The sequence below is a fragment of the Petropleomorpha daqingensis genome (assembly GCF_013408985.1).
Lineage (GTDB): Bacteria > Actinomycetota > Actinomycetes > Mycobacteriales > Geodermatophilaceae > Petropleomorpha > Petropleomorpha daqingensis.
Map to the genome: position 1 here is coordinate 979,668 of NZ_JACBZT010000001.1, position 19,969 is coordinate 999,636.

At 73.9% G+C, this 19,969-nt stretch carries 16 protein-coding genes; 4 read left to right on the forward strand and 12 right to left on the reverse strand.

Features of this window, described 5'->3' with window-relative positions; all coding sequences use genetic code 11:
• The 5 genes from GGQ55_RS04750 to GGQ55_RS04770 form a co-directional block, all read right to left on the reverse strand.
• Complete coding sequence (locus tag GGQ55_RS04750; protein ID WP_179715356.1) at nucleotides 1-168, reverse strand: hypothetical protein; 168 nt, start codon at nucleotides 166-168, stop codon at nucleotides 1-3.
• Nucleotides 165-1,034 (reverse strand): alpha/beta fold hydrolase, encoded by an 870-nt coding sequence (locus GGQ55_RS04755; protein WP_218859166.1) that lies wholly within the window; start codon nucleotides 1,032-1,034, stop codon nucleotides 165-167. The genes GGQ55_RS04750 and GGQ55_RS04755 overlap by 4 nt, the downstream gene beginning before the upstream one ends.
• Before the next feature lie 51 nt (nucleotides 1,035-1,085).
• A complete protein-coding gene (locus tag GGQ55_RS04760; RefSeq protein ID WP_179715357.1) occupies nucleotides 1,086-3,704 on the reverse strand; it encodes a reprolysin-like metallopeptidase in 2,619 nt (872 codons plus the stop codon).
• 86 nt (nucleotides 3,705-3,790) lie between these two features.
• Nucleotides 3,791-5,437, reverse strand: coding sequence for a reprolysin-like metallopeptidase (locus GGQ55_RS04765; protein WP_179715358.1), 1,647 nt, complete (start codon nucleotides 5,435-5,437; stop codon nucleotides 3,791-3,793).
• A 93-nt stretch (nucleotides 5,438-5,530) separates the two neighbouring features.
• On the reverse strand, nucleotides 5,531-6,964 hold the full coding sequence (locus tag GGQ55_RS04770; protein WP_366490321.1) for an NAD(P)H-quinone dehydrogenase: 1,434 nt from the start codon (nucleotides 6,962-6,964) through the stop codon (nucleotides 5,531-5,533).
• A gap of 66 nt (nucleotides 6,965-7,030) precedes the next feature.
• Here GGQ55_RS04770 and GGQ55_RS04775 point away from each other — a divergent pair, with 66 nt between their 5' ends.
• Nucleotides 7,031-7,498 carry a gamma-glutamylcyclotransferase family protein gene (locus tag GGQ55_RS04775; RefSeq protein ID WP_179715360.1) on the forward strand — a complete coding sequence of 156 codons (468 nt, stop codon included), beginning with the start codon at nucleotides 7,031-7,033 and terminating at the stop codon, nucleotides 7,496-7,498.
• 78 nt (nucleotides 7,499-7,576) lie between these two features.
• Here GGQ55_RS04775 and GGQ55_RS04780 read toward each other — a convergent pair whose 3' ends face one another.
• The 6 genes from GGQ55_RS04780 to GGQ55_RS04805 form a co-directional block, all read right to left on the reverse strand.
• Entirely contained in the window at nucleotides 7,577-8,485 is a 909-nt protein-coding gene (locus tag GGQ55_RS04780) for a type IV toxin-antitoxin system AbiEi family antitoxin (protein WP_179715361.1), read from the reverse strand.
• 164 nt (nucleotides 8,486-8,649) lie between these two features.
• Nucleotides 8,650-9,651, reverse strand: a complete 1,002-nt coding sequence (gene meaB, locus GGQ55_RS04785) for a methylmalonyl Co-A mutase-associated GTPase MeaB (RefSeq protein ID WP_179715362.1) — start codon at nucleotides 9,649-9,651, stop codon at nucleotides 8,650-8,652.
• Nucleotides 9,652-9,656: 5 nt separating this feature from the next.
• The gene (gene scpA, locus GGQ55_RS04790) at nucleotides 9,657-11,864 is read right to left on the reverse strand and encodes a methylmalonyl-CoA mutase (RefSeq protein WP_179715363.1); all 2,208 of its coding nucleotides are present in this window, start codon (nucleotides 11,862-11,864) and stop codon (nucleotides 9,657-9,659) included.
• Nucleotides 11,861-13,738: a methylmalonyl-CoA mutase subunit beta gene (locus GGQ55_RS04795; RefSeq protein ID WP_179715364.1), complete on the reverse strand. Its 1,878-nt coding sequence runs from the start codon at nucleotides 13,736-13,738 to the stop codon at nucleotides 11,861-11,863. Before GGQ55_RS04795 ends, scpA begins: the two co-directional genes overlap by 4 nt.
• Before the next feature lie 75 nt (nucleotides 13,739-13,813).
• A complete protein-coding gene (locus GGQ55_RS04800) occupies nucleotides 13,814-15,010 on the reverse strand; it encodes an amidohydrolase (RefSeq protein WP_179715365.1) in 1,197 nt (398 codons plus the stop codon).
• On the reverse strand, nucleotides 15,010-16,167 hold the full coding sequence (locus GGQ55_RS04805; protein ID WP_179715366.1) for a glutamate--cysteine ligase: 1,158 nt from the start codon (nucleotides 16,165-16,167) through the stop codon (nucleotides 15,010-15,012). The genes GGQ55_RS04800 and GGQ55_RS04805 overlap by 1 nt, the downstream gene beginning before the upstream one ends.
• Nucleotides 16,168-16,234: 67 nt before the next feature.
• Here GGQ55_RS04805 and GGQ55_RS04810 point away from each other — a divergent pair, with 67 nt between their 5' ends.
• The 3 genes from GGQ55_RS04810 to GGQ55_RS04820 are packed head-to-tail and all read left to right on the forward strand — an operon-like array spanning nucleotide 16,235 to nucleotide 19,481.
• Entirely contained in the window at nucleotides 16,235-17,044 is an 810-nt protein-coding gene (locus tag GGQ55_RS04810) for a purine-nucleoside phosphorylase (protein ID WP_179715367.1), read from the forward strand.
• Entirely contained in the window at nucleotides 17,041-17,856 is an 816-nt protein-coding gene (locus GGQ55_RS04815; protein ID WP_179715368.1) for an NAD-dependent epimerase/dehydratase family protein, read from the forward strand. The genes GGQ55_RS04810 and GGQ55_RS04815 overlap by 4 nt, the downstream gene beginning before the upstream one ends.
• Nucleotides 17,853-19,481: a phospho-sugar mutase gene (locus tag GGQ55_RS04820; protein WP_179715369.1), complete on the forward strand. Its 1,629-nt coding sequence runs from the start codon at nucleotides 17,853-17,855 to the stop codon at nucleotides 19,479-19,481. The genes GGQ55_RS04815 and GGQ55_RS04820 overlap by 4 nt, the downstream gene beginning before the upstream one ends.
• On the opposite strand, the gene GGQ55_RS04825 is transcribed toward GGQ55_RS04820, so the two are convergent.
• Nucleotides 19,478-19,933, reverse strand: coding sequence for a DUF805 domain-containing protein (locus GGQ55_RS04825; RefSeq protein WP_179715370.1), 456 nt, complete (start codon nucleotides 19,931-19,933; stop codon nucleotides 19,478-19,480). The two genes, GGQ55_RS04820 and GGQ55_RS04825, sit on opposite strands and share 4 nt — an antisense overlap.
• Nucleotides 19,934-19,969 lie beyond the last annotated feature (36 nt).

Below are 19,969 nucleotides of genomic sequence, written 5' to 3' on the forward strand. Positions count from 1 at the left end.
TCACTTCCCTCCGCTGCAGCTGACCAGCACCGCGCCGGCGATCAGAGCCAGCACCGGCAGGTACCCCCACTTGCGCGTCCACGCACCGGTGCCGCTGTGGTGGACGACGTACCCGACGATCCCGCCGATGCCCAGGGCCAGCACCAGCGTCTGGACGGCGAACCTCATGGCCGGCCCGTGAAGCTCAGTACCCGGTCGATCACGTCGTGCTCGGCCTCCAGGACCAGCGCGTGGCCGGCGTCCGGGAAGCGCTCGACCCGCCAGTCGGGCACGACCGCGGGCAGCCGGTCCGCGGCTGCGCCGAGCGGGCTGCGACCACCCACGAGGGCCTGCACGGGCACCCGGACCGCCCGCAGCTCGTCGTCGGGAAGCAGCCTGGCCCGCGTGTGCGGGCGGCGGTAGCCCAGCGAGGCACGCAGCAGCGCGATGAGCCGGTCATCGGCGAGCGTGGGGTTGCGCAGGCGCCGGGCGGCTCGCCGGCGCAGCGGCCCGGGCAGCAGCGCGGCCAGGCCACCGCCGATCAACCAGACCCAGAACCGCCAGCCGAGCGGTCCGAGCCCGGCGGCGTCGACGAGGGTGATCGCGGCGACCCGCCCGGGGTGGCGGATCTCGTGCTCGAGGGCGAGGTAGCCGCCCCAGGAGACCCCGACCAGGTGAGCCCGCTCGGCGCCGAGCCCGGCGAGCAGCTCCTCGAGCCATGCGGCGGCGTCCTCCGGGCCGCGCACGGGCGCGGTCTGCAGGGAGTGACCGGGTTCGCCGAGCGGGTCGACGGCGATCACCGGGCGGTCTGCGAAGCGGTCCATCCACCGCGACCAGGCCAGGGCGTTGCCGCCGGCCCCGGTGAGCAGCACGAAGGGGTCCGTGCCGTCGGGTCCGCAGCGGTAGACCCGCACCGTGCCGAAGGCCGTCGGGACGCCCTCGGCGCGGACCGGCACGTCCGGCCAGGAGCTCTCCAACGCCGCGTCGTACGCCGCGAGGAACTTCTCGCGTGCCGCGTCACTGCGGAACCCCGGGATGCGCACCGATCCGGCCACACCGACCCCTCCTCGCGTTGTGATACAGATGTACCACAACGCGACGACGGATCAGAAGTAAGTGATCGCGAGGGACGTCCCGGTGACCGCGATCCGGCCGTGCTGGAAGTTCTGCGACACGGTGCTGCCGTAGCTCGTCTGACCGGTGACCGGGTAGCCGAGGCGCCCACCCTCACCGCCGCGCGCGTCGTACGCCCGGGAGATCGCCCCGGTGACGGCGTAGGCGTTCGTCGTGGGCGACCAGTGGATCCGCCCGTTCTGGAACGCCTGCGTGAACCCGCCGTTCGCCGTCGGGTACCGCTCGGTGACGGGGTAGCCGAGCACCCCTGACTCCCCCCGCAGCCGGTCGTACTCCCGGCTGATGTCGCCGTACACGGCGTGCGCACCCGTCGCCGGCGACCAGTGGATCCGGCCGGCCTGGAAGGCCTGCGTCCAGCCGCCGCCGGGCGTGGGGTAGCGGTCCCCCACCGGATAACCCAGCACGCCGGACTCACCCCACAGCGGGTCGTAGGCGCGCCCGATGTCGGACAGCACGGCGTGCGCGCCCGTCGTCTGCGACCAGTGGATCCGGCCGTTCTGGAACGCCTGCGTGAACCCGCCGTTCGCCGTCGGGTAGCGGTCCCCCACCGGATAACCCAGTGCCCCGGACTCACCCCACAGCGGGTCGTACGCGCGCCCGATGTCGGACAGCACGGCGTGCGCGCCCGTCGTCTGCGACCAGTGGATCCGACCGTTCTGGAACGCCTGCGTGAACCCGCCGTTCGCCGTCGGGTAGCGGTCCCCCACCGGATAACCCAGCGCGCCCGACTCCCCCCACAGCCCGTCGTAGACCGGGGACATCGGCCCGAAGACCGCGTGCGCGCCGGTGCCCGGCGAGAAGTGGATGCGGCCGAACTGGAAGGCCTGGGTGAGTCCGCTGCCGGGGGTGTTGTAGGCCTCGCCGACCGGGTAGCCGAGGACTCCCGATTCCCCCCACAGGGGGTCGTAGGCCTGGGAGATGGCCCCGTAGACCGCGTGCGCGCCGGTCGTCGGCGACCAGTGGACGCGCCCGTACTGGAAGGGCTGGGTGTAGCCGCCGTTGGCCGTGCCGTAGCGAGGCCCGACGGGGTAGCCGAGCGGCCCGAGCGCCTCGCCCATCGCCGTGTACTCCGCCGCGATCGGGTTCAGCACGACCTGGGCACGGGTCCTCAGCGACCAGAAGATGAAGCCGTTCTGGTACGTGCGCACGCAGCCGGAAGGATAGAGCCCCCCGCACGTCTCGCCCGCGATGGTCTGCGTCCCGAGCGGGCCGGACGCCCCGCCGCTGGCGGTGTAGGCCGCGGCCAGCGGCGAGTCGACCGAGATCTGCAGCGTCGCCCCGGACGAGGTCGCGCTCTGCACCGTCACCGAGAACGCGCCGTCGTCGACCGGCACCGCGGTGTTGACCGGGAGCGCGACGGCCACGTCGGCGTCCCAGCCCGCCCGGGGGCTCGGCGTGCCGTCCAGCAGCAGCGAGGTGTCCGATCCGGTACTGGCGCGGCGGAGCAGGACCCCCGAATCCAGGGTGGTCGAGCTGATCCAGCCGTCCTGCCCCGACGAGGGACGGTCCTCGAGCCAGTACACGGTGCCGTCGGGTCCCTGCATGCTCAGGGCCCGCGTCCCCGTGGTCCCGGACAGCGGCGAGAGCGTGTAGCTACCGCTGGACGACACCGCTGCCTGTCCGGTGCCGAGCACCCCGAGGCGGGCTGCCTGGGCGGCGTTGAGCGAACCGAGCTGGTCCCAGGAGTAGCCCATCACGTCGTACAGGTCGTCGTAGGCGTTGGTACGGCAGCTGCCCACCTCGACCGTGCTGTCGCACTGCACCGAGGAGGAGTGCCCGAGGCTGAAGTTGTGGCCGAGCTCGTGGGCGATCACCGACGGCGTCGTGTCGCGGACGTAGGCGTAGCCGCCGTAGTTCCGGCTCGGCGAGACCTGCGCCAGCCCGTAGGCGCAGCTGGGCATCTGGGCCGGGTAGCCCGGGACGTAGAGCAGCAGGTGCTTGCCCGCTCCGGGGGTCCAGGACAGCTGCCGGCGCACGTCCTCCCACAGGTCGTACGGGCTGTTGCAGGACACCGACGAGGTGAGCCAGCCCGGCGCGCCCGCGGTGGCGTGGATCTTGATGGCGCCGCCGGTCTGCGATTCCCAGAAATCGGCCACCGCGCCGTTCACGGTGCCGACCAGCGCGTTCACGTCGGTGCCGTCGGCGGCCAGCCCGGCCGGGGTGACCAGGGCGACCGTGACCTCGTCGGTGTAGGGCGCGCTGGCCGGGGCGACCGGTGGCGCCTCGGCCGGGGCGACCACGTCGGAGGCGACCACGTCCTGGGCCGGCTCGAGCCCGTCCTCCCGGGTCGCAGCGTCGCGCACCTCGCCACCGAGGGTGACCTGCACGGTCGCTCCGAGCGGCAGCTGCGCGACGTCGGCCGTGGGCACCCGGACGCTGTCGCCGCTGTCGGTCGCGATCCAGCTCAGCGGACCCTCGGCGGCGTGGGCGGCCGCGTCGTCGGCGTCCTCGTGCTCGGGCCACGCCTGGACGAGCTCGCCCACCACGGTGTCCCCTGCGGCCGGCGCGTCCTCCGCGAGCGCCGCCGGTGCCACGGCGAGGACGGCGGCGACGACGGTGCCCGCCACGACGGCGGACCGGACCAGGTGCACGGTAGGACTCCAGAGGTCGGTTCTCTGCCTTCTCCATCGGCGGATCCGTGCCGCGAGTGGACCGGAACCACCTGATCAGGCGAGAGTCAGCGGCGGACCCGCCGGCGCAGGCGGGCGGCCGCGGTTGCCAGCAGCAGCGCGCCGGCGAGCGCGAGCGCGGCGGTGGCGACCAACCGGACCGATCCGGATTCCGCCGGGTGCACGGCGGCGGCCTCGTCGAGGTCCTGGGCGGCGGCGACGTGGGGCACCGTCGGGGCGGCGGGAGCGGTTGCCACGGGGGGTGCCGGCGTGCTCGAGGCGACCGGCGCCGGCGCCGCCGTGGGAGCCGCGCTGCCCGGCAGGACCGCTGGGCGGCTGGCTTGCGCCGGCGCGGCACCGGGTGTCCCGGCTCCGGGGACGATCGTCACGGTCGCGCCGGCGCCCGTGCCGGCCTGCACGGTGACGGTGAACGCGCCGCCGTCCACGGGGACCGGCACGCCCAGGGGCAGCGCGTCCTGCAGGTCGCCCTCCCAGCCGGAGGCGGCGCTCGGCGTCCCGTCCAGGAGCAGCGAGGTGTCCGGGAAGCCGCCGGCGCGGTGCAGCAGCACGCCGGCGTCGAGGGCGAAGCGGTTGGCCGCCGTGCCCAGCCAGGCGTCCTGCCCGGTCGGGGCGCGGTACTCCAACCAGTAGACCGAGCCGTCGGCCGCGGTCAGCTTCACCGCGCGGGTGCCGGTGGCACCGGCCAGCGGGGAGAGCGCGACGGTCAGCGCCGGGTCCCCGACGGCGACGTCGGCCCGCGCGGACGACGGGAGGACGCCGAGCCGGTCGGCCTGCGCGGCGGTCAGCGTGCCGAGCTGGGACCACGAGGCGCCCATGACGTCGTAGTAGTCGCGGTAGGCGGCGGTGCGGCAGGTGCCGCTGTCCAGCGCGCGGTCGCACTGCAGGCCCGAGGAGTGGCCGAGGCCGAAGTTGTGGCCCAGCTCGTGCGCGATCACCGAGGGCAGGGTGTCGCGGACGTAGAGGGAGCCGCCCGAGGACGGCGACGAGCCGACCTGGCCGAGCGCGTAGGAGCAGCCGGGCAGGTCGGCCGGCGTGCTGCTCAGGTAGACGACGAGGTGCCGGCCGGGGCCGGGGACGAAGCCGACGTCGGTGGCGACCTCGGCCCACAGCGCGTTGGGGTCGGCGCAGCCGGCCTCGGTGGTGATCCAGTCGTGCGCGGCGGTGACGCCGAGCCGCACGGCGCCGCCGGTCTGGGTCGACCAGAACGTCGCGACCGGGCCGTTCACCGCGTCGACCACCTGGGCGAGCGTCGCGCCGTCCTGCTGCCCGCCGGCGGGCACGACCATCGCCACGGTCACCTGGTTGGTGAGGGTCCCGCGGGGCGGCGCGGTCGTGGCGGGGTCGGCCAGGACGTCGGTGGAGAGGACGTCCTGGGCCGGCTCGTAGCCGTCGCCGGCCGCGGCGTCGTCCACCTGGCCGCCGACCGCCACGGACACCGTCGACCCGGCCGGCACGTCGGCGACGTCCTCGGTGGGGATCCGCACCGACTCGCCGGCCGCCGTCCGGACCCAGCTCAGCGGGGCGTCCGGCCCGTCGTGCCCGGGGTGGGCCTGCTCGGGGTAGGCCTGCACCAGCTGGCCGACGACCGTGGCCGGCTCGTCCGCCGCGGCGGGCAGGGCCGGCAGCAGCACGCCGGCGCACACCGCGAGGGGCAGCAGCAGACGGCGGGCACGGCGACCGGAGGAAGCAGACATCCCCCAGGGCATCGGCGGTGTCGGCCGCCGACGGCACCGAGTTGAGCCGAATCGTCGACTCGTTCGTCACAGTGATCTCTCGATCACCGAACGTCACGCCAGGTCGTCGGCCCCCATGAGCCGCCGGCCGGCCTCGGTGATCGACCCGGACAGCGAGGGGTAGATCGCGAACGTGTGCGCCATGTCGGCGACCGTGAGGCCCTTGGTCACCGCGAGCGCGATCGGCAGGATCAGCTCGGAGGCGCCGGGTGCCACGACCACGCCGCCGACGATCACACCGGTCGAGCGCCGGGCGTAGAGCTTGACGAAGCCGTCGCGCAGGTCGCTCATCTTGGCGCGGGCGTTGGTGGCCAGCGGCAGCCGGACGACGTCGACGTCCGGGTTCTCGGGCAGCGACTTCTCCTGCACCCCGACGGTGGCGATCTCCGGGTGGGTGAAGACGTTGGCGGCGACGGTCTTGAGCTTGATCGGCGTCACGGCCTCGCCCAGCACGTGCCACATGGCGATCCGCCCCTGCATCGCGGCCACGGAGGCGAGCTGGAAGATGCCCGTGACGTCGCCGGCGGCGTAGATGCCCGGGACGCTGGTCCGCGAGACGCGGTCGACGACGATGTGCCCGGATGCGGTCAGCTCGACGCCGCACTCCTCCAGGTTCAGCCCGGCGGTGTTGGGCACGGTGCCGACGGTCATCAGCACGTGCGAGCCGTCGACGGTGCGGCCGTCGGTCAGCTCGACCGCGACCCCCTTCTCGGTGCGCGTGGCGCCCGCGGCCCGGCCGCGCTCCAGGCGGCCACCGCGCGACTGGAACACCTGCTCGAGCACCTCGGCGGCATCGGAGTCCTCCCCCGGCAGCACGCGGTCGCGGGAGGAGACCAGGGTGACCGGGACACCGGCCTCGAGGTAGCCGGAGGCGAACTCCGCGCCGGTGACGCCGGAGCCGACGACGACGAGGTGCTCGGGCATCTCCTCGAGGTCGTACACGTCGCGCCAGTCGAGGATCCGCTCGTGGTCGGGCTCGGCGCCGGGCAGCACGCGCGGGTCGGCGCCGGTGGCGATGAGGACGGCGTCGCTCTCCAGCTCCTCGAGCACCGTGCCGTCGTCGTCCAGGATCTCCACGCGGTGCGCAGCGAGGCCCCGGATGTCGTCGGAGAGCCGCCCGCGGCCCTTCACCATGCGCACGCCCTCGGCCTCGAGGCGGGCGTGGATGTCGGCCGACTGGGCCATCGCGAGGTTCTTCACGCGGTGGTTGACGGTGGCGAGGTCCAGCCCGACGGCGTCGGGCTCGGTGCCCATGAGCCCGAGGACGGCGGAGTCGCGGACCGCCGTCATGGCGCCCGCGGCGGCGATGAGCGTCTTGGACGGGACGCAGTCGGTGAGCACGCTGGCGCCGCCGAGGCCGTCCTTCTCGATGACGGTGACCTGCGCACCGAGCTGGGCGGCCACGAGCGCGGCCTCGTAGCCGGCCGGTCCGCCGCCGATGATCACGATGCGGGTCATGGGTGCTTCCCCCGGGATTGTCGAGCGGATGTCGCCCGGCCATTGTCCCCGCTGCTTCCCCCGAACGCCGGGAGGCCCCGGTTAGGCTGCGCGGCGATGGGCCTCTACGCCGCCTACGGGTCGAACATGGACCCCGAGCAGATGCTGCGCCGCTGCCCCGCCTCGCCCCACGCCGGCACCGGCTGGATCCGCGGCTGGCGGCTGACCTTCGGTGCCGAGGAGTACGGCTGGGAGGGTGCGCTCGCGACTCTCGTGCCCTCCGACATGGACCGTGCGGACGACGCGGCCGGCGTCTTCGTGGCCCTGTACGACCTGACCGAGGCCGACGAGGCCGCGCTCGACGCCTGGGAGGGCGCCGACCACGGCCTCTACCGCAAGCTCCACCTCCGGGTGCACACCCTCGAGGGCGACGTCGTGGCGTTCGCCTACGTGGTCGACGGCTTCGAGGGCGGCCTGCCCTCGGCCCGGCACCTGGGCGCGATCGCCGACGCCGCCGAGGCCGCCGGTGCGCCGACCGACTACGTCGTCGGCCTGCGTTCCCGCGAGTGCCGCTCCACCTTCTGAGGGCCGGGGCACTTCCTCGCGATCATGAACTTCGGGAAGGGACACGCCGTCCCGACACGGCGTGGCGCTTCCGGAACTTCATGATCGCCAGCGGCGGGGCGGTAGGCCGAGGGCGCGGGCGGTGACCGCCAGCATCGCGCGGTGCTGCCGGTAGACGTCGTCCTTGGTGAAATGCAGCAGCGTCCACCTGTTCTCGGTGAGCCAGTTGTGCCGGCGCCGGTCGTCCCGGAGCTGCTGCGGGGTCATGTGCGCCTGCTGCCCGTCGAACTCGGCTCCCACGCGCTCCTCGCGCCAGCCGATGTCGAGCCACCGGGCCCGGCCGCCCTCGGGCACCTTGATCTGCAGGTCCGGCGGCGGGAACCGGGCGACCAGGAAGCGCCACCGCATCCTGGACTCCATCGGCGAGTCGATCCGCGGGTCGGCGTGGGGCACCAGCTCCCTCAGTCGGACGACCTGTCGTAGCCCGGTCTGCCGCGCCGCCGCCGCGGTCAGGTCGTCCCGGGTGCAGAACGCCGAGCGGAGTGCGGCGTCCAGCGTGGCCAGGCCGTCGATCGGCGGGGTCAGCCGGACGACGTCGCACGCCGTCCGCGCGGGGGGAGTGCACCAGACGCCGTCGACCAGTACGGCATCGTTCGTGCCCAGGCTCGACGGGTGCACCTGGATGCCGGGACGTCGACGGTTGACCAGCTCCGGTGGGCCCAGGAAGTGCAGCAGGTCGCTGCCGATGACGTCGAATTCCCACAACCGCGCCGCGGTCGAGTGGCACGCGACCAGGTCTGCACCAACGGCGAGCGAGGCGGCGCGAACCTGGACGGCGAAGGAATCAGGGATCTCTCCGTCCACGAGCACTCCCCGCCACGGGGACCGGCGCCACCGCCCGGTCCGGACCAGCCGTCGAACCTCGGCGTCGGAGCAGCTGTCGAGGGCCTGGGCGACCGTGAACACGCCACCCTGGCGGGCGATGGTGCGGTAGAACGCGAAATCCACGCCGAAAGCGTCGAGGCGCAACCGACCCGCGGGTCCGGCCGGAGCACATCTGTGGACAGCAGCCCTCGCTGTGGATCCGTCGTGATCATGAAGTTCGGGAAGAGACACGCCGTCGCGGAACGGCGTGCCCCTTCCCGGACTTCATGATCGCCGGGAAAGCTCCCTCAGGCGTCCGTCGGCGGGGGCGGGTCGGCGAGGAACGCGTCGAGGATCTGCTGGGCGGCCAGGGCAGGGGTGAGCTCCCCGGCGAGCACTGCCTTCTCCAGGTCCGGCGCCAGAGACGTCACCCCGGAGTGCGCGCGCAGCCGGTGCTCCAGCGAGGAGCGCACCAGCTGCCAGGTCCAGCGCACCTGCTGGGTCCGCCGGTTCTCCTCGAACGCGCCCGACGCCCTGGCCCGCTCCTGGTGCTCGACCAGCTTCGCCCAGACCTCGTCCAGCCCCGCGCCGGTCAGCCCGGAGCAGGTCAGCACCGGCACGTCCCAGGAACCGCCCCGCCCGCGCAGCAGCCGGATCGCCTGCGACAGCTCGCGGGCGGCCGAGCGCGCATCGGTCTCCCCCGGACCGTCGGCCTTGTTCACCGCGATGACGTCGGCGATCTCGAGGATCCCCCGCTTGATCCCCTGCAGCTGGTCGCCGGTGCGGGCCAGCGTCAGGAACAGGAAGGAGTCGACCATCTCCGCGACGGCGATCTCCGACTGCCCGACACCGACGGTCTCCACCAGGACGACGTCGTAGCCCGCTGCCTCGACGACGACCATCGACTCGCGCGTGGCCTGCGCGACGCCGCCGAGGGTGCCCGAGGTCGGCGACGGCCGGATGAACGCCGCGGGGTCCACCGCGAGCCGCTGCATCCGCGTCTTGTCGCCGAGGATCGACCCGCCCGACCGCGCCGACGACGGGTCCACCGCGAGCACCGCGACCTTCGAGCCGGCCCCGGTCAGCGTCACCCCGAGCGAGTCGATGAACGTCGACTTGCCCACGCCGGGCACGCCGCTGATCCCGACCCGCCGCGCTCCCCCGGCGTGCGGCAGCAGCTCGACGAGCAGCTCCTGCGCCGCCTCCCGGTGGTCCGCGCGGCGCGACTCGACCAGCGTGATCGCCCGCGACATCGACCGCCGGTCGCCGGCCAGCACTCCCTCCGCGAGGGCCGCGACGTCAGTGGCCACGCCGCTCAGTGACCGAGGCGGGACGACAGCGTGCGCAGCAGCTCCTGCGCCGCCTCGGCGATGACCGTCCCCGGCTGGTAGACCGCCGCGGCGCCCATCTCCTTCAGCGTCGGGACGTCGTCGGGCGGGATCACGCCGCCGACGACGATGAGGACGTCGTCCGCGCCGAGCTCGGCCAGCGCGTCACGCAGCGCCGGCACCAGCGTGAGGTGACCGGCGGCCAGCGAGTTGACCCCGACGACGTGCACGTCGGCCTCGACCGCCTGCCGAGCGACCTCCTCCGGCGTCTGGAACAGCGGGCCCACGTCGACGTCGAAGCCGAGGTCGGCGAACGCCGTGGCGATCACCTTCTGGCCGCGGTCGTGGCCGTCCTGACCCATCTTGGCCACGAGGATCCGCGGTCTGCGGCCCTCCGCCTCCTCGAACTCCGCTGCCAGCCGCCGCGCCGCGTCGACCGGCTGGCTCGTCCCTGCCTCGTCCCGGTACACACCGGAGATGGTGCGCACCTGGGCGGCGTGCCGGCCATACACCTCCTCCAGCGCGTCGGAGATCTCCCCGACCGTGGCGTGGGCGCGGGCGGCGTCGACGGCGAGCTTGAGCAGGTTGGAGTCCGGCGACGAGTCGCGTCGGCCCTCCGCGGCGGCCCGCGCCGCGTCGGTCAGCCGCCGCAGCGCCTCCTCGACGGCAGCGGCGTCACGGGAGGACCGCAGCTCCTCCAGCTTCGCCTTCTGCTCGGCGAGCACCTGCGCGTTGTCCACCCGCAGCACCTCGACCGCCTCGTCGGCGTCCACCCGGTACTTGTTCACCCCGATGACCGGCTGCCGGCCGGAGTCGATCCGGGCCTGGGTGCGGGCCGCGGCCTCCTCGATGCGCAGCTTCGGGATCCCGTCGTCGATCGCCTGCGCCATGCCGCCGTGCTCGTCGACCTCCTGGATGTGCGCCCACGCGGCGCGGGCCAGGTCGTAGGTCAGCTTCTCCACGTACGCCGAGCCGCCCCACGGGTCGATGACCCGCGTCGTCCCCGACTCCTGCTGCAGCAGCAGCTGGGTGTTGCGGGCGATCCGCGCGGAGAAGTCGGTCGGCAGCGCGAGCGCCTCGTCGAGGGCGTTGGTGTGCAGCGACTGGGTGTGCCCCTGGGTCGCGGCCATCGCCTCCAGGCAGGTGCGGACGACGTTGTTGTAGACGTCCTGCGCGGTCAGCGACCAGCCCGACGTCTGCGAGTGGGTGCGCAGCGACATCGACTTCGGGTTCTGCGCGCCGGCCTCCTTCATGAGCTTCGCCCACAGCAGCCGGGCCGCCCGGAGCTTCGCGACCTCCATGAAGAAGTTCATCCCGATGGCCCAGAAGAACGACAGGCGCGGGGCGAACGCGTCGACGTCCAGCCCGGCGGCCTTGCCCGCCTTCACGTACTCCACGCCGTCGGCCAGCGTGTACGCCAGCTCCAGGTCGGCCGTCGCCCCGGCCTCCTGGATGTGGTAGCCGGAGATCGAGATCGAGTTGAACCGCGGCATCTGCTGCGAGGTGAACGCGAAGATGTCGCTGACGATCTGCATCGACGGCTTCGGCGGGTAGATGTAGGTGTTGCGGACCATGAACTCCTTGAGGATGTCGTTCTGGATGGTCCCGGCCAGCTTCTCGGGCGCGACCCCCTGCTCCTCGGCGGCGAGGATGTAGAGCGCCATCACCGGCAGCACCGCGCCGTTCATGGTCATCGAGACCGTCATCCGGTCCAGCGGGATGCCGTCGAACAGCTGCCGCATGTCCAGGATCGAGTCGATCGCCACCCCGGCCATCCCGACGTCGCCGACGACCCGCGGGTGGTCGGAGTCGTAACCGCGGTGGGTGGGAAGGTCGAACGCGATCGACAGGCCCTTCTGGCCAGCGGCCAGGTTGCGCCGGTAGAACGCGTTGGACTCCGCGGCCGTGGAGAAGCCCGCGTACTGGCGGATCGTCCACGGCTGGGTCGTGTACATGGTCGGGTACGGCCCGCGCAGGTACGGCGCGATGCCCGGGTAGGTCCCGAGGAAGTCCAGCCCGTCGAGGTCGGCCGGGGTGAACAGCGGGGGGACGGCGATGCCCTCCGGCGTCTCCCAGGTCGCCTCCTCGACGCCGCGGCCGACGCGCTCCTTGAACGCCTTGGCCCAGTCGTCGGCGGTCGCGGACGACGACGGCCGGCCGAGCTCCAGGTGCCCGAAGTCGGGGATCGCGCTCATCGCTGCACTCCCAGCTGCTCGAAGACCGTGTGCAAGGTGTCGAGGGCGTCGCATCCGGCGTACACGTATCCGTCGACCCCGTCCACCGCCAGATCAGGCTTCCCGGCCAGCCAGACCGACGTCGCGCCGGCGTCCCTCAGCTCCTTCGCCAGGCCAGCGGCCGATTCCGCGTAGTCCTTGTCGGTGCCGCAGATGCAGGCGACCGTCGTCCCGGCCTCGGCGAGGCCCGACGCCCCGTCGCCGGCCGGTGTCGCGATGCCGCCGGCCTGGAAGAGGTTGCCCGCGAACGAGGCGCGGGCGGTGTGCCGGGCGACCGGGCCGATCGTGGCGAGGTAGACCGCCGGCCGGGCCCCCGCCGCGTCGGCGGCGTCGCGCAGGGCCTCGAACTCCTGGGCGGCGCGCACCCGGGGCAGCCCGCCCGTCGGCCGCGGGTCGGCGGCCGGCTCGCGCTCGGGCAGCTTCTCGTCGAGGTTGGGGAACTCGCTGACGCCGGTGATCGCGTCGGCACGCTTCGCCAGCCGCTTCGACCGCGCCTCCCACGCCTCCCGGATCCGGACGGCGACCAGTCCCGAATCGAGGGCGGCCGCCAGCCCGCCCGCTCGCTCGATCTCGGTGAACCACGACCAGGCGGCCTGCGCGAGGTCCTCGGTGAGCGACTCGACGTACCAGGAGCCGCCCGCCGGGTCGAGGACGCGGGCCAGCGACCCCTCCTCGACCAGCAGGTTCTGCGTGTTGCGCGCGATCCGGCGGGAGAAGCTGTCGGGCAGTCCCAGGGCGGCGTCGAACGGCTGCACGGTGACGGCGTCGGCGCCGCCCACGCCCGCGGCGAAGCAGGCGACCGTCGTCCGCAGCATGTTCACCCAGGGATCGCGCTTCGTCGTCATCACCGACGAGGTGACCGCGTGCTGGCGCTGGGCCCGGACCTCGGGTGCGGCGCCGGACTCCTCCCCCACCCGGTCCCACAGCCGGCGGGCGGCGCGCAGCGCGGCGATCGTCGTGAACTGGTCGGCGGTGGCGGCGTAGCGGAACTCCAGCGCGGCGAACGCCTCGTCGACCGACAGCCCGCCGTCGGTGAGCGCCCGCAGGTACGCGACGCCGGCCGCCAGCGAGCAGCCGAGCTCCTCCACCGCGGACGCCCCTGCGTCCGCGAACACGGTGGCGTCGACGGTGACCGTCCGCAGGCCGAGCGGCGCGGCGCGGCGGGCGAGGTCGGCCAGCCCGGAGAGGTCCTGCGGCTCCCCCGACGCGGCCTGCTCGCCGAGCGGATCGAGCCCCAGCGAGCCGCCCGGGGCCAGGTCGGTGCGGCCCTCGACGAGGGAGAGGTATGCCTCCGCCGCCGGGAGCCCGCCCTGGACCGAGACCGGCGCGAGATCGAGGTAGACGCCGTCCAGGACGTCGGGCAGCGCGTCGACCGGCACCGCGCCGTCGCCGAGCACGAGCCACAGCGAGGTGGCGCCGTTCTCGAGGTCGGCGGCGATCGCGCCCTTGGTGGTGGCGACGTCGGGGTGGGCGTGCCGCTGCCGGATGTCCCACCCGGCGGGGACGTCGGAGCTCGCCGCACCGGCCCGCGCACCACGGACGAACGGCGCCAGCCCGGGGACGCCGACCGCCCCGGGCAGGTCGCCGGCGTCCTCGGCGGTGTAGAGCGGGGCGACCGTCACGCCGGTGGCGACCGGACGGCGCAGCGCGTCCTCGACCGGGTCGGGGACCTCCTCGCGCCCCGCCTTGCGCAGCACGCCGACGACCAGCTCGCGCCACTCGTCGCGGCCGGCGTCCGGGAACTCGCCGGCCAGCCGGAGCTCGTCGGGGACCTCGTGCTCGGCCGGCACATCCGCATCCGCCGGGTGCGCCGCCTGCCCGTCCGGAGAACTCATCGTTGAATTCCCGCCTCTCGAAGACACGTCAGGAGAAGTGTCGCCAGATCTCGCAGTGTTGACCCGAGATCCTCGTCACGTGCGCGCGGGGTGAGCATCGGCGGTCAGCGCGTGCAGCACCGTGTGGGCGAGCAACCGCACGCCGATGCCGATCGCGCGCTCGTCGACGTCGAACATGCCGCGGTGCAGGTCCAGCGGCGGGCCGCCGCCGTGGGTGCCCAGCCGGGCCAGGGCGATCGGCAGGACGTCGGCGAACCAGCCGAAGTCCTCCCCGCCCATGCTCTGCGGCGAGAGCACCACGTTCTCGGTGCCGACCGTCTCCAGCGCCGCCGAGCGCAGCAGCGCCACCGAGCGCGGGTCGTTGACCACCGGCGGCACCCCGCGCACGTAGTCGACGTCCACCTGCGCGCCCGTGGTCGCGGCGACCCGCTCGACCAGCGCGCGGATCAGGTCCTCGGCGTCCTTCCACGCATCCCGGTCGAGCACCCGGACGGTGCCGCGCAGGTGCCCGCGCTGCGGGATCGCGTTGGCCGCGATGCCGGCGTTGACCGCGCCCCACACCAGCGACATCCCCGCCCGGGGGTCGACCTGCCGGGACAGCAGCGCCGGCACCTCGGTGATCACCCGGCCGAGGGCGTCGACCAGGTCGACGGTCAGCTGCGGACGGGCCGTGTGCCCGCCCGGCCCCATGAGCGAGACGTCCATCCGGTCGCAGGCGGCGGTGATCGCGCCGGCCCGCAGGCCCACCTTGCCGGCCGGCACCGACGGGTCGCAGTGCAGCGCGAACGCCCGCGAGGCCCCGTCGAGCACGCCGGCCGCGACGACCTCGGTGGCGCCGCCGGGGAGCGTCTCCTCGGCCGGCTGGAAGACGCAGCGCACCCGGCCGGGCAGCCCGCCGAGCTCGGAGAAGGCCAGCGCCACGCCCAGGACGACGGTCGTGTGCACGTCGTGCCCGCACGCGTGGGCGAGGCCCTCCTTGGTGGAGGCGTAGGGCACGTCCTTGAGGTCGTTGATCGGCAGGGCGTCGATGTCGGCCCGCAGGACGACGACCGGCTCTCCCGACCCGACCTCGACCACGAGGCCGGTGCCGGTCGGCAGCCGCCGCGGGTTCAGCCCGTGCAGCCGCTGCTCGAGGAAGGACGTCGTCTCGAACTCGGCGAACGCCAGCTCGGGGTGCGCGTGCAGGTGCCGGCGGGTGGAGATCAGCTGCGCCGAGTGGTCCCGCACCCAGTCGTCGACGAGCGCGCCCAGCTTCTCGACCGCTGCATCCATCAAGCCATCCCGGAGGGCCGCGGCGCGGGCAGCCCGTCTCGCAGCTCGGTCAGCAGGCTGTCGACCACGGCGGTCAGGTCGCCGTCGTGCGCCGCGGCCACCGCCCGCTGCCGCTGGTAGGACGCGCCGACGGCGAGCACCCGCTCGACGTCGGCCAGCTCGGCCGCACAGCCGAGCCGGCGGGCGGTCGGCGTCAGGTCCTCGACCAGGTCGAGGATCGCCTGCCGCACCGGCCGGACGGTGCCCTTCTCGTCCACCACGATGTCGGCGTCCAGGCCGTAGCGCGCGGCCCGCCACTTGTTCTCCCGGAGCACCCAGCTCGCCGGCACCGGCAGGGTGTAACCGCGGTCCAGCTCCCGGTCGAACTGCTCGACCAGGCACTGCGACAGCGCCGCGACCGCGCCGATCTCGTCGAGGGTGGGCAGGCCGTCGCAGATCCGCAGCTCGACGGTGCCGAAGTTGGGGTGCGGGCGGATGTCCCACCACACCTCGCGGACGCTCTCGATCGCGTGCGTCGAGATCAGCGTCTGCATGTAGTCCTCGAACTCGTGCCAGCCCGACAGCTGGTAGGGCAGCCCGGCGGTGGGCATACTCTCGAAGACCTTGCTGCGGGCCGAGGCCAGGCCGGTGTCGGCGCCCTTCCAGAACGGGGAGGACGCCGACAGCGCGAGGAAGTGCGGCACGTACTGGGTCAGCGCGTTGACGATCGGGATCGCCTTCTCCGGCGCCCGGACCCCGACGTGCACGTGGACGCCGAAGATCTGCAGCCGGCGGGCCAGCCACTGCATCCGCTCGACCAGCTCGAGGTAGCGCTCCTTGGGTGAGATCTGCTGCGACTGCCAGTCGGTGAACGGGTGGGTGCCCGCACACATCAGGCCGAGCCCGCGCCGGTCGGCGGCGGCCACCACCTCGGCCAGCGTGCCGGCCAGGTCGGCCTTGGCCTCGCCCACCGTGGTGCAGATGCCGGTGATGATCTCGATCGTCGACTGCAGCAGCTCGTGCTTGGCCTTGGGGTGCTCGTCGGCGTCGGCCGGGCGGATCTCCTCGAGGATCTCGATGGCCCCCGAGGTCAGCTCACGGGTCTGCCGGTCGACGAGCTGCAATTCCCACTCGACGCCCAGGCTCGCGCGCTCCGAGGAGGCGAAGGGGATCTCCACCTGCGGAATTGTAGGGACGATCAAGGTCGGCCACCCCCCGAACGACCGCTGCGTTAGCGTCCCCGGCGTGACTGCGCCCGAAACCGCTGATCCCACCGCCGCCGCCGCATCCGCCGCCGAGGCCCTCACCGCGGCCCTGGGCGGGGGTCATGACGTCGCCGTCGTGATGGGTTCCGGCTGGGCGCCGGCCGCCGACGCGTTCGGCGAGCCGGTGGCCTCCGTCGCCATCGACGAGCTGCCCGGCTTCGCCGCGCCGACCGCCGTCGGGCACGGCGGCTCGGTGCGCTCGGTGCGGGTCGGCGACCGCAAGGTGCTGCTCTTCCTGGGTCGCACCCACCTGTACGAGGGCCGCGGGGTGCAGGCGGTCGCGCACGCCGTCCGGACGGCGGCCGCCGCCGGGGTGAAGACGGTCATCCTCACCAACGCGGCCGGTGGCCTCGACCCGGAACACCGGGTCGGGCAGGCGGTGCTGATCAGCGACCACCTCAACCTGACGGCGACCTCCCCGCTGGTCGGCGCGAACTTCGTCGACTGCACCGACCTCTACTCCACCCGCCTGCGCGCATTGGCCCGCGAGCTCGACCCGGAGCTGACCGAGGGCGTGTACGCCGCGCTCCCGGGCCCCCACTACGAGACCCCGGCCGAGATCCGCATGCTGCGCGGCCTCGGCGCGGACCTGGTGGGCATGTCCACGGCGCTCGAGGCGATCGCCGCCAAGGCGGCCGGCCTGGAGGTGCTGGGTCTGTCGCTGGTCTCCAACGCCGCGGCAGGGATCACCGGGGAGCCGCTCGACGCCGACGAGGTGATCGCCGCCGGCAGGGCGGCCGCGAGCCGCCTGGGTGAGCTCCTCGTGCGGGTCATCGGGCAGCTGCCGTGAGCGGTCCCGTGCTGGTCACCGGCGCGGCGGGGCGGATCGGCACGGTGCTGCGCGGCGGGCTGCCCGAGCGCGGCTGGGCGGTGCGCTGCCTCGACGTCGTCCCGATCGTGGACACGCGGCCCGGCGAGGAGCAGGTCGTCGCCGACGCCGCCGACCTGGCCGCGATGGTGGACGCCGCCGCCGGCGCCTCCGCCGTGGTGCACCTGGCCGGGCACTCCGGCGAGTCGACCTGGCCGGTGATCAGCCGCAGCCACATCGAGAGCACGTACTGCGCGCTCGAGGCAGCGCGGCGGGCCGGCATCGACCGCGTGGTGCTGGCCAGCAGCAACCACGCCACCGGCTTCACGCCGCGACCGGCGTCCGGGCTGCTGCGCGAGGCCGACGCCCCGCCGCGACCGGACACCTACTACGGCGCGGCCAAGGTGGCGATGGAAGCGCTGGCCTCGCTGTACGCCGACCGGTACGGCATGGACGTCGTGTGCCTGCGGATCGGCAGCGCGTTCCCCGAGCCCACGGCCCTGCGGCACCTCTCCACCTGGCTCTCCCCCGCCGACTCCGTCGCGCTGGTCGACGCCGCGCTGACCGCGCCGGCGCCCGGGTTCGCCGTCGTGTGGGGCGTCTCTGCCAACACCCGCAACTGGTGGGACCTCTCCGCCGCGCGCGCCCTCGGCTACGAGCCCCAGGACGACGCCGAGGTCTACGCCGAGGCGCTGATCGAGGCGTACGGCGAGCCGGACCTCGCCGACCCGGTGCACGCGCGGGTCGGCGGGGACTACGTGCTGCCGTCGTTCGACGCCCAGGAGGACTCATGAGCGAGCTGCTCGACATCGCCCGTTCCTGGGCGGACGACGACCCGCACGACGGCGACCGGGCCGAGATCGAGGCGCTGATCGAGGCGGAGAACGTCGAGGAGCTGTCCCGGCGGTTCTCCGGCCCGCTGACCTTCGGGACGGCGGGGCTGCGGGGTCCGCTGCGCGCCGGCCCGGCCGGCATGAACGCCGCGGTGGTGACCCGCGCCGCCGCGGGGCTGGGCGCCTACCTCGCCGAGGAGGGGCACGCCGGCGGCGGGGTCGTCGTCGGCTTCGACGCCCGGCGCCGGTCCGACGAGTTCGCGCGGATCACGGCGGAGGTGCTCTCCGGGGCGGGGTTCGCCGTGCAGGTGATGCCCCGGCCGCTGCCGACGCCGGTGCTGGCGTTCGCCGTCCGCCACCTGGGCTGCGTGGCCGGCGTGATGGTGACCGCCAGCCACAACCCGCCCGACGACAACGGGTACAAGGTCTACCTCGGCGACGGCCGGCAGCTGGTGCCTCCGGCCGACAAGCAGATCGAGGCGGCGATCGCCGCCGTCGGCCGCGCCCGCGAGGTGCCGCTGTCCGACGACTGGCTCACCCTCGACGACGACATCGAGGCCGACTACGTGGCCGCGGTGGTCCGGGCCGTGGACCCGAGCACCGTGCCGGCGATCGTGCGCGAGGGGCTGACCGTCGCCTACACCGCGATGCACGGCGTCGGCGCCGACACCACCCGCGCGGTGTTCGCCGCCGCGGGGCTGGCGCCGCCGGTGAGCGTGGGCCAGCAGGACCGGCCCGACCCGGCCTTCTCCACCGTCGCGTTCCCGAACCCCGAGGAGCCGGGCGCGACCGACCTGCTCAAGGCGCTGGCCGAGTCCATCCGCGCCGACGTCGCGATCGCCGAGGACCCGGACGCCGACCGGTGCGCGGTGGTCTGCGACGGGCGGCAGCTGACCGGCGACGAGGTCGGCGCGCTGCTGGCCGACTGGCTGCTGCGCCGCGGCGTGCGCGGGACGTACGCGTCCTCGCTGGTCAGCGGCTCGCTGCTGCACGCGCTCGCCGAGGCGCACGGGGTGCCGTCGGAGGAGACCCCGACCGGGTTCAAGTGGATCATGCGGGCCGGCTCGGACGCCGCGCCGCTGGTGTTCGGCTACGAGGAGGCGCTGGGCTACTCGGTGGCGCCGTCGGTGGTCAACGACAAGGACGGCATCTCCGCCGCCCTGGCCGTCGCGCTGATGGCCGCCGAGCTCCGGGTGACCGGCCGCTCGCTGCTCGACCGCCTCGACGAGCTGGCACGCGAGCACGGGCTGTTCGCCAACGGCCAGCTGTCGGTGCGGGTGGAGGACCTGTCGCTGATCGGCCAGGCCATGGCGCGGCTGCGGGCGAACCCGCCGGCCACGCTGCTCGGCCGGCCGGTGGTGGCGACCGACCTGCTCACCGAGCTGCCGCCGGTCGACGCGGTGCGGCTGCTCGGCGACGGGGTCCGGGTGATCGTGCGGCCCAGCGGCACCGAGCCGAAGCTCAAGGCCTACCTGGAGAGCGTCGTCCCGGTGCACGACGACGCCGGGATCATCGCCGCCCGCGGCCGCGGCGAGGACGAGCTCGACGAGCTGCGGGCGGAGATGTCCGCGGCGCTGGGCCTCTAGACCGAGGTCGGCGCCTTCCACGACGGCGTCCGCGCCGGAGGGAGAACCGCGCCCTGCGGGTAGCCGTAGTTGTTCGGGCCGAGGTCGCCGGCGAGGAAGCCCGCGGTGATCAGCAGGACGATCGGCCCGGCGATCGGCAGGAGCATGAACCACAGCCAGTGGGCGGAGTGGCCGCGGTCGTGCAGCCGGGTGACCAGCGCGCTGATCGACGGAGCGAGCAGGGCCAGCGACGTGATCACCGCGATCGGCCCGGCGCTGTACATCGCCGAGTAGCTGCTCGAGTAGTAGTCGTACGAGTAGTACGAGCTCGAGTGGGTGCTGACGAACGACAGCCCGAGGCTGACGTCGAGCACCGTCGCGAGGACGTAGGCCCCCGTCAGGGGCAGCGCGTAGTGCAGCCAGTAGGTCGTGCGGCCGATGCGTCCGCGCCGCACGTACCAGTTCCCGTCCATCTCTCTCTCCTGCTGTCCGGCCCCCGGCGGGGCTCG

Bases quoted from the DNA above. Each gene is read 5' to 3' on its own strand.
- GGQ55_RS04750 (WP_179715356.1), bottom strand. From the start codon at position 168: ATGAGGTTCGCCGTCCAGACGCTGGTGCTGGCCCTGGGCATCGGCGGG.
- GGQ55_RS04795 (WP_179715364.1), bottom strand. From the start codon at position 13,738: ATGAGTTCTCCGGACGGGCAGGCGGCGCACCCGGCGGATGCGGATGTG.
- GGQ55_RS04765 (WP_179715358.1), bottom strand. From the start codon at position 5,437: ATGTCTGCTTCCTCCGGTCGCCGTGCCCGCCGTCTGCTGCTGCCCCTC.
- GGQ55_RS04800 (WP_179715365.1), bottom strand. From the start codon at position 15,010: ATGGATGCAGCGGTCGAGAAGCTGGGCGCGCTCGTCGACGACTGGGTG.
- GGQ55_RS04775 (WP_179715360.1), top strand. From the start codon at position 7,031: ATGGGCCTCTACGCCGCCTACGGGTCGAACATGGACCCCGAGCAGATG.
- GGQ55_RS04825 (WP_179715370.1), bottom strand. From the start codon at position 19,933: ATGGACGGGAACTGGTACGTGCGGCGCGGACGCATCGGCCGCACGACC.
- scpA (WP_179715363.1), bottom strand. From the start codon at position 11,864: ATGAGCGCGATCCCCGACTTCGGGCACCTGGAGCTCGGCCGGCCGTCG.
- GGQ55_RS04820 (WP_179715369.1), top strand. From the start codon at position 17,853: ATGAGCGAGCTGCTCGACATCGCCCGTTCCTGGGCGGACGACGACCCG.